Source organism: Sutterella seckii, assembly GCF_009183815.1.
GTDB classification, from domain to species: Bacteria; Pseudomonadota; Gammaproteobacteria; order Burkholderiales; family Burkholderiaceae_F; genus Sutterella; species Sutterella seckii.
The window spans coordinates 1-9,476 of the sequence record NZ_WEHX01000091.1; the positions used below are offsets into that span (position 1 = coordinate 1).

The window sequence follows — 9,476 nt, forward strand, 5'->3', positions numbered from 1 at the left end:
TTCGCAAATTCAATTATAACACAAAACACCCATTTTTCATGCCTGTAAACTCTGAAATTTTCAGAATTTACAGGCATTTATTTTATGGAAGTCCCCTTATATCGGTAGCTTGCCCGCAAAATCCAAAAGCATGCCCCGTCCCGACGGCATTTACGGAGCGCAGTACTCTGCCAAGGTCTTTCCTTCTTCTGCTTTTGGTCGGATCGAGCGGCCGGCAATCGCATCGGCAGATGCGGACAGCTGACTCATGACCGGTGCCAGGATCGCGCAGCTCCATGTGCCCGATCTTATGAGCGATGTCCGGATCAATGGAAAGAAAGCTCTTCCTGATATTTCAGAACCGACATCAGCGCCCCGTCGCCGCCGCAACTCTCCTTTTCGCTTCCCGCACTCCATTGCATCACAAGAGCCGCAGGTCTCTTTCCGCACATCGATCGGGGTAAAATCCCCGTTTGGCCCGCGAAAACCGCATGACGGCAAGCGAGCCTGAAGATTTTCCCTTCAACAGCAAATTTCAGAATCGGCTTCAGAGAAATGCAGGGCTTTACGAGCGGAAGCAGCTGGGAGTGCAAGGAGTGGTTTGAGACCTTCTCCTCGCAGTTCCCCAACTACACGTCACCAGGCATCTGGATTGCGGCGCAGGAACGCCTTCACGGACTCAAATCCCGGAAACTCACCTGGGACCGGACTTCGCGAACGGTGAAGCTTTCGCTCACGAATTCGCGCGGGCAGCTCTATACGCTCGCGATGCATTTCTACCCGGGCTCAACCCCGTCCGTCTCAAAGATTCTCGGGGAAGCCGCCAAAATCACGGGGCTCATTCCGTGCCTCGCGAGCGGCGACCTGCCGCCCGCACTCAACGACGCGATCAAGGCCTCAGGCGAAGACGTCTTCCTCAAGAACCCGGGAAGCATCGAATTTGATCCAGGCATGATGTCGAGCGAATGCGCGCTTCTGATTGCCGCCTTCCTCGAGGAGCTCGAGCAGGAGCCGGGTCGCTGGTTCCGCTTCATCAATCTCAATTTTGCCGAGGAAGCCGAAAAGCTCGAGAAGCCCGCGGGTCAGCTCGCTCCCGAAGGCGGGGACGAGAGCGCCCCGGCGGATGGCGAACATAAGCCCGGCGCTTCCGCGAGCCGCGGCGACGCCCTGCAGCAGGAAGCGCTCTCCCCGTCAACGCCCTTCACGTACGCGAGCATCGGCGAAATCATCCGTTATGCCGCCGCTCAGATTCCGGAACTTGAGGTTCCCGCGATGGAGGACGAGGAGCGCCTTCAGCGCCTTCGCTTCTGGATGCCGCAGCCGCTCCCGGATGTTGGAACAGAGCTCATTGATGCGCTCCCGTCCACCGGCCTCTCCCCCTTGATTGCGCGCCGCTCCTGGTGCGCATTCGGCGACACGGAAGCACGGGAATTTCTGAAAACCGTCGTCCGGGCGTCCGCCCACAGCGTCCGCGAACTCCTCGGGCAGCTCATCCGCCGCGAGGAGCGTCAGGAACGCACGCCCGCCGTCACCGTCAACCCGAAGTGGCGGAAGTTCCTTGAGACCCAGGCCGAAATCTTCGCGCAGGACGCCTCGCTCACGATCGACTTTGAAGCGGCAGTACTCGCGACCCTCCGGCTCGAGGCGATCATCAAGGCGCCACCGGCCGATCACGACGAAGAGAAGATGCGCGACCTCCACGTGAACGCAGAAGCCTTCCTTCAGTCGGTGCTCGCCCTCACGCGCCGCGAACTCCTTCCGATGAAGCCCGCCTTTGCGATCTGGCATGCATTGAGCCAGACGGCAGCGGAAATCGTAGCCGCGGGCGCCGTTGCGCCGATCCCGGTGCATTTAAGCGCCACAGAGTGCTACGACCAGTATCCGGGCTTCCGGGTTTTCTGGATTCCGGCGGTCTCGACGCCTCAGGTGAAGACGCTCCTCTCCGAGGCTTATGCCCTGACGAAGGGCTTTCTCACGCAGAAGAAAGGCGGCAAAACCTTCCTCTCAGGCGAGGATCCGGCGGAAGAAGGCGCAAAGATGCGCGCCTTCTTCTGGTGCATGACGCTCATTACCACGGCTTTCGTGAGAAACGCTTCTGAAAAGAATAAGGAAGTAAGCCGCCTCATGATCGGACGGCGCGTGAGAAAGGCGCTCACGGGTGACGGCTTTGCGCCGGAACCGCCCGCCTATGACGATCTCGCAAGCGTCCTTTCCGCCTTCTTCGCGCTCCCGCTCGCCGCCATGACGACGCCCTGCCGGCTCGTGCTTGCGGGCGAACTCGAAAACGGCGCTTTGAAGCTCACGCTTCACGTGAAGCCCCGCACCGGGACGGAAGAAAAGACGGCCGAGAACGAGGCCAAAGACTCTTGCGAAGCTTCCGGCAGCCTCACGATCACCGGGTGGGAGAAGCTTGGGGAAGACCCCGATCACCGCGTGCGCGCTGCGGTTGAACTTCTCGCGGGCACCCACCCGCTCTTCTCTGAATTCGGCGCGAGCTTTGAGAACCCCGCGTGGCTTCCGAGAAGCCAGTGGGAATACTTCCTCTTTACCGCCATGCCGGCGCTTTCCGCCTACGGGATTGAATTCGATCTCCCCGAGGCTTTGAAGAAGATCGAAAAGCCGAGAATCGTGCTTTCTGCGTCGTCTGCGCCCAAAGCCTCCCCGAGGAGCCCGAGGCTCGCAACCCAGGGGATGCTCAACGCCGCGGCGCTCGCCGACTTCCACTGGGAGATCGCCGTCGGGGACGAACGCATGACGCTCGAGGAACTCCGCGCCCGCATCAATGCCGAGGGTGAACTCATTACCTCCGGGGGCGCGCTCTTCCATCTCTCGAAGGCCGACCTCGATCGCCTCGTCCTCGAATGGATGGAGGCACAGAAAAAGGCCCTAACCAACTGGGAAAAGCTCCGCGCGCTTCTTTCGGGCCAGATTGCCGGGAGGACGGTGGAAGCAACCGAAGAGCTCCTCGGCAAGATCCGCGAACAGGCGGCCGTGAAGGAGCTTCCTCCTCCCCAGGGCCTCAACGCCACGCTTCGTCCTTATCAGGTCCGAGGCTACTCGTGGCTCGTGCAGAATGCGCTCCTCGGTCTCGGGTCGCTCCTTGCCGACGACATGGGTCTCGGCAAGACCGTGCAGGTGATTGCTGCCGTCGTGGAACTGAAGAACCGCGGACTCCTCTCAACGGGCCGCGTCATCATTGCCGCTCCCGCGTCGCTGCTCGTCAACTGGCAGCGCGAGATCGAGCGATTTGCGCCCGGCCTCACGACCCAGATCTTCCACGGGAAGGAGCGCGAGCTTGATGACGGTCCCGACCGTCCGGACATTCTGATTACCTCCTACGGGCTTCTGAAGCGCGAATTCCCGAAGCTCTCCGAGCTTCATTTCCGTCTTCTCGTTCTCGACGAAGCGCAGGCCGTCAAGAATTCGAAGACCGGTCAGGCGCGCGCCGCTCAGGAATTCCCCGCCGACGCTGTTGTGGCGCTCACGGGCACGCCGGTTGAAAACCGCTTGTCCGAGTACTGGTCGATCTTCTCGATCCTTGAGCCGGGGCTCCTCGGAACCCCTGCGCAGTTCCGCCGCGAATACGTCGAACCCATCGAAGAGCACAGGGACGCGGGCGCAATCGACCGCTTCCGCAAGATCACGGCTCCGTTCCTTCTGAGACGCGTGAAGACCGATCCGGGGATTCTCGATGAACTCCCGGAAAAGAACGTCGTCGACTACTTCACGACGCTCACGCCGCGTCAGGTGGCGCTCTACGAAGAGTGCCTCAAGGAAAATCTCGAGGAGCTCGAGACCCTCGACGCGAGCGCGGCAAGCGCCGATCAGAGCGGCAGAACGCTCAATGCCGCTCATGTCCGGGCCTCGAGACGCGGACAGATTCTGCGCATGATTCTGCACCTGAAGCAGATCTCGAATTCGCCCTCGCAGTTCCTCAAGGAAATTTCCGAGAAGCCCGATTCCGGCAAGGCCGAGGCGCTTCTCGAGCTCCTTCACCGCTGCCGCGAATCGGGACGAAAGGCCCTCATCTTCACGCAGTTCCGCGAAATGGGCGAAAGGCTCGTGCGCTGGATTGCGGATGCAACAGGAAAGACGCCGGAGTTCCTCCACGGCGGCGTTCCGGCCTCAAAGCGCATGGAGATGGTCGACGCCTTCCAGAACGATCCCAATGCGGAGGTCTTTGTGCTTTCGCTCAAAGCGGGCGGCACGGGCCTCAACCTCACAGCGGCTTCCGCCGTCATTCACTACGACCTCTGGTGGAATCCGGCCGTCGAAGACCAGGCGTCCGACCGCGCGTGGCGAATCGGTCAGCGGCGCGACGTCGTGGTCTACCGCTTCATCACGGCGGGCACCTTTGAGGAAAAGGTGAACGAGATGCTTAAAAAGAAGCGCGAGCTCGCGGACCTCGCCGTGGGCGTGGGCGAATCCTGGATCGGAGACCTCACGGACGACGAGATCAAGTCGATCTTCTCGCTCTCGAAATAAAACTTGAAGGCCCGGAAGAATTCCTCCTCCGGGCCTCTTTCTTATTCTTTGGAGCTTGCTCAGGCGCAAAGCGCGCCCGCTGCGTCCGCAAGCCTCACATCCGCGCTATCTCAATCACGTGCTGATTGGTGCTCCCGAACCATTTGCCCTTTTCCGTCACCTTGCGGCTTTCGATGAAGGGGCCGTCGACTAGCACGTCGATCTTTTCAATAAGGGACTTCGCGGCCGGATCGTTCATGAGGTGCTCGTACTTGCGCCCCGTCCAGATCCAGATGGTCTTTTCTTTTCCGAACTTCCCGCGGTAAGCGTCGACAATGCGCTCAACCTCAGGGATGTTCTCCGCCTCAAAGGGGTCGCCCCCGAGGATGGAGAGGCCGGCGATGGAATCATCGTCGGAATCCTTGAGGAGCTTCCCGAGCGCATCCGCATCAAAGGGCTTCCCTGCACCGAAATCCCAGGATTCCGGATTGAAGCACCCCTTGCAGTGGAGCGTGCACCCGGAGACGAATAAGGATACCCGTACTCCGGGGCCGTTTGCCGCGTCGAACTTGCTGTAGCCGCAGTAGTTCATTTTCCCGACTTACATCGAAATGCGGCGCTCGATCTCGCGCTGCTTGCCGTCGTTCATGCGGGTGCGGCCGTTCATGTTGGAATAGCCGAGATAGCCGCAGACGCGCGAAATCACCGAGAGATTGGTGCTCCCGCAGTGCGGGCACTTGTTGAGCACGTTGTTCGAGTGCGTGCCGCAGTCGTTGCAGTAGGCGCTGTCGAAGTTGACGCCCTGATAGAACCCCATCTTCATGCCGCGGCGGATGATGGCCGCGTCGGCTTCGAAGTTTTCAGGGTTCGTGAGGCGCACGTACTGAATATGCCCGCCCGGAGCGAGGTGGAAGCTCTCGAACTCCGCATCCTGCTTCTCAAAGGGCGTGATGTCCTCGGTCACATTGACGTGGAAGCTGTTCGAGAAGTACATCGGGTCGTAGTGCTCGGTGTGCTCGAACACATTGTCGATCCCGCGCTCGCGGCAGAAGCTCGCATACTGACGCGCCTGCGTGCCCGTGAGGGACTCGGCGGGCGTGCCGTAAATTGCGTAGAGATGATGATCCTCGGCCTTGAAGGCGTCGATCCTGTTCTGGATGTGGCGCAGCACCTTGTGGGCGAACTTACCGCCCTCGTCGATCATGCGCTCGCCTGTCCAGAGATAAGTGGACTCATCGAGCGCCGTGATGCCGAAGCTCGCGGTCATGTAGTCGACGAGATCGCCCACTTCTTCGTCGGGCTCGCGGTAGCCCTTGTAGAAGCCCCCCTGCGTGAAGGCAAGCGGGTTGGACGATGCGCGCTGGTGACGGATGAAGTCGTAGCGTTTTTTGAGGAACTCGCGGATCACTTCGAGGCGGTTATCGAGAATCTCCCAGAACTTTTCGCGCCACTCGGTCGGGTGCTCGGTGCGCGCCAGGCTGATGAGAAGCGGAATATTGAGCGAAACCGCGCCGATGTTGCAGCGGCCGATCGTTACGTACCTGCCCGTTTCCGGATCCTGCCAGGGCGTGAGGTACGCGCGGCACCCCATCGGGCTCGTCACGACGCCGGTCTTGAGGAAGAGCTTCGAAACGTCGCCGTGGTCGGACGAAAGCGAAAGCCAGTCCGGGTACATGCACTGAGCGCTCGTCTTCACGCCTTCCTCAAAGAGCGAGGCAGACCACTTGTCCGCCTTGATCTGGCGCTCGTCGTAGAGGTAGACGAGCTTCGGGAAGATCACCGGACGACGGCGGGCGCCGTGACCGTTTCTGCGGGTCGTGAGGATGATGCGGTCGATTTCATAGAGCCATTCCTTCTCTTCCTCGGGGAGCTTCGGATCCCACTGGCCGAAGGAAACGGTCGTGAAGGCGATGTCGCCGCGCGACGACGTCACCGTGTTGAGCTTCAATTCGAGCGACTGAAAGCCCTGCTCGAGCTCGCGGATCGTTTCGGCATGCGCCATCTTCTTCGCGGCCTCTTCAGGAAGCCCGCAGGTTTCCTTGTACTTTTCGTACGCGCGCGCCCAGGTCTTCTTCACGTAGGGAAGAAGAACCTTGTCGAGCTCGGCGATCGTGAGGCCGCCGAACTGCTGAGCGGAAGCGACGAGCGTGATGTCGCCGATCACCTGAAGCGCGCTGTGAACGCTCTTCGGTTCCGTATATTCGACATTGCTCATCTCGAAGCCGCCCTTCAGGATCGAAGCAACGTCAAGGAGGCAGCAGTTGACCGATCCGAGGATCATGTCGCGCATGTCGTGAATGTAGATGTCGCCGCGCTCAGTGAGGGCCTTCTCGGTCTTCGAGAGATAGAACTGCTTGTAGAGCTCCTTCGTGAGATAGCCCTTGATCAGAACGCCCTTCGTGGAAACGAGGGACGAGTCGAAGTTCGCGTTTTCGCGGTCGCCGAGACGCAGAACGTCGTCGGCTTCCTGGCGGATCTTTTCAAAGGTCTTGGCGTACGTCGTCTTGTAGTAGCGGTATTCGGCGTACGAGTCCGCGACGTCCTTGAAGCCGAAGGAATTGAGCGTCGCAATGACGAGCTCATGAAGGGATGCAACCGGAACGGCTTCCTGATTCTCAACGCGCTTTTTGACGGTTTCCGCCATGGCGGTCATCGTTTCTTCCGGAATGATCCGGTCGTAGCGAAATGCCGCTTTTTCGATGGCGCTCACTATTTTTTTATCTTCAAAAGGCTCAAGCGAATTGTCTTTTTTTAATACCTGCATCTCAAGAAGCTCCGGGCACCCAAGGAAAGCACTCAAAAAGAACGGCGACCATCGCTACGGAAGCTCGCCGAACAGTGCTATACCATTGAATTTTATAAATATTTGTTTCTGATAAGGTGTCATTATAAACCAAGGTTCAGCCATCTCCCGCCCCTCTCCAATTCCTCCCCGGGGGTCTCTGCATCGGGTCCGAAAACCGCCTTAAAAAGCCGTCTGATTTTTCTCAGCTTTCAAAAAGTCCCTCTATTTGCCCATTTTTTAAGCAGCCTCAGATTTTTCCGATATATCAGTTATAAGTTTTCTGCCCGACGATCGATAGAAAAAATCAAAAATCATGTTTATCAATGGGCAATGGAATTGACAAAATTGCCTTGATCCTTCATTTCTGCACCATAGATTCATCGGGAAGCATCATCACCACCATATGTAGTATCTCTTGCTTTAATGAACGAGTTTTATCCACAATCTGTGGAAAAAATGCGCATTTGCAAAATTTTCGATGCAGATTGAAGAAAACCGCCCGGAAAGAAAGAAATCCTTCCGGGCGGTTTGTTTTAAGGATCGGATCCTGCGTTAGTAGAAATACTTCGCGCCGACGTTGTAGCCGTAGGATTCGTAGTCGTCCTCACCTGAGCGAAGATTGAAGTCGCCCCAGACGAGGAAATCGTCGGAGAAGTGCATGACCGCGCCGAGACGCGCCTCTGCGAAATCCTCGAGATCAACGGTCGCGGTGCTCGAACCCTTCTCGTTCATCACCGTCGCATTGAAGTCCCGAGAGTAATGGACCCAGTTGCCTTCAACGAAGAAATGCATCGCGGGGTCATTCCACTGAGGCATGGCGTCATCCGTGAGCTTGAGGCTCGCACGAACACCGAGCGACGTCCTTCCCGTCCGTATCAAAGAGCTGACCCGTCGAGTCAAAGCCCGTGTCCGCGTCGAAGTCCATCCAATAGAAATGCGCGCGGGGCTCAAGATCAAAAGCCATGTTGTAGCCGCCGGAATTCTTCTTCGTGAAGAGACGCTGCGTCCAGCCGGCTTCAAAGGTGGCGCTCAGACCCTCGGAATCATACTTGTCCTTCTCGAGCCTCTCTTCGCGGACTTCATTCTCGAAATGATTCCAGCGGATCTGACCGTTCGCGAAGGGCCCGCTTTCCGCACTCGTCTGCCACGAGGCATAAGCGCCCACGGACCAGCCTTCAAATTTCGCATCCGCTTCGAGCCAGGTGACGTCGGACTTCGTGTTGTAGTCCGCTTCGCCGTAGCTTCCGAGGAGGCCGATGCGCAGGGTATCCGTTTCGTTGAGATTCCACTTGTAGATGTCGCCGCCAAGGTGCGTGACGTTGGTGCGGCCGTCGAACCCGAGCTGGCTCGTCGTGTCGCCGAACCTCGACCAGTTCCCCATATTTAGCATCCAGAGCGAGGTTTCACGCTCTTCGCCCGTGAGCAGATCATGGTAGACGCGGTCGCCAACGTGGCCGCGGAGACTCAGGTCGAAGACTTCCGCAGCGAGGTATGCGAGGCCCGCTCGAGCGCCGGCCTGCGGCGTCTTCAGCGTGCTCGTGGTCCAGACGATGTCGGAGCCGCCGGTGCCTCCATGATTGTCCTGATTCTCATCTTCCCCGGCGTGAGTCTGGCCGGAAGCATGATCGGGCTTGCCGTCATCCTCGGGATCTGGTTTAGGCGAAGGACGGAACTGTTGAGGCCTGTTCGTGGTTGTCAAATACCACGCGGAACCGTCTGCACTGTCGTCAGTCTTCATGAGCATGTAGCTTTTGCCGTCTTTAGTGACAGTCCCTTCAAGATCAAGCTTCAACGTAGAATTTGGCCCCAGAACGGCTACATCAAGGCGATTGAGATCCATCCCGACGCTGCCATCGCGGACCACAACCTTTACCTTACCCTTCCCAGTAGCCTCGTGCGTAACCACGAGCTTGCCAGTCTCAGAATCTTCGCCTTTACGGAGCGTACTCACCTCAATAGTGCCGCCGGCAGCATCAAAGGTGTCCGTGCGGAACGTTTTTTCTCCAATGATGAGCGTTCCGCTATTTACTGTACGTCCCTTGACAACGACATTCTCATCCACCTAGGAAGCATCAACTGTACCTTGATTCTTTAGCCCAGTCGTGTGTCCGAGAGAACTATTCTTCCCAATCTCGAGCTTCGAATTTGGGGCCTTTCGACGTTTAGTGTGGACATGTAGCCCGACCGCTACGGTGGCGTGATACCCTTCCAAGGCATGGGAACGGCGGGGAATAACCGGTTATCAGCT

6 protein-coding genes are annotated in these 9,476 nt (G+C 58.3%); 2 read left to right on the forward strand and 4 right to left on the reverse strand.

Annotated elements, in window-relative coordinates; translation table 11 throughout:
• Positions 1–247: 247 nt before the first annotated feature.
• Entirely contained in the window at positions 248–490 is a 243-nt protein-coding gene (locus GBM95_RS09860) for a hypothetical protein (protein ID WP_152158943.1), read from the forward strand.
• A gap of 44 nt (positions 491–534) precedes the next feature.
• Positions 535–4,464 (forward strand): DEAD/DEAH box helicase, encoded by a 3,930-nt coding sequence (locus GBM95_RS09865; protein WP_152158944.1) that lies wholly within the window; start codon positions 535–537, stop codon positions 4,462–4,464.
• A gap of 94 nt (positions 4,465–4,558) precedes the next feature.
• Here GBM95_RS09865 and nrdG read toward each other — a convergent pair whose 3' ends face one another.
• From nrdG to GBM95_RS09885, 4 genes are all read right to left on the reverse strand, one after another.
• Complete coding sequence (nrdG, locus tag GBM95_RS09870; RefSeq protein ID WP_152158945.1) at positions 4,559–5,035, reverse strand: anaerobic ribonucleoside-triphosphate reductase activating protein; 477 nt, start codon at positions 5,033–5,035, stop codon at positions 4,559–4,561.
• Positions 5,036–5,044: 9 nt separating this feature from the next.
• A complete protein-coding gene (gene nrdD / locus GBM95_RS09875) occupies positions 5,045–7,207 on the reverse strand; it encodes an anaerobic ribonucleoside-triphosphate reductase (RefSeq protein ID WP_152158946.1) in 2,163 nt (720 codons plus the stop codon).
• A gap of 573 nt (positions 7,208–7,780) precedes the next feature.
• Positions 7,781–8,044: an autotransporter outer membrane beta-barrel domain-containing protein gene (locus GBM95_RS13055; RefSeq protein WP_264298098.1), complete on the reverse strand. Its 264-nt coding sequence runs from the start codon at positions 8,042–8,044 to the stop codon at positions 7,781–7,783.
• A 4-nt stretch (positions 8,045–8,048) separates the two neighbouring features.
• The gene (locus GBM95_RS09885) at positions 8,049–9,290 is read right to left on the reverse strand and encodes an autotransporter outer membrane beta-barrel domain-containing protein (protein WP_152158948.1); all 1,242 of its coding nucleotides are present in this window, start codon (positions 9,288–9,290) and stop codon (positions 8,049–8,051) included.
• Positions 9,291–9,476: the final 186 nt, after the last annotated feature.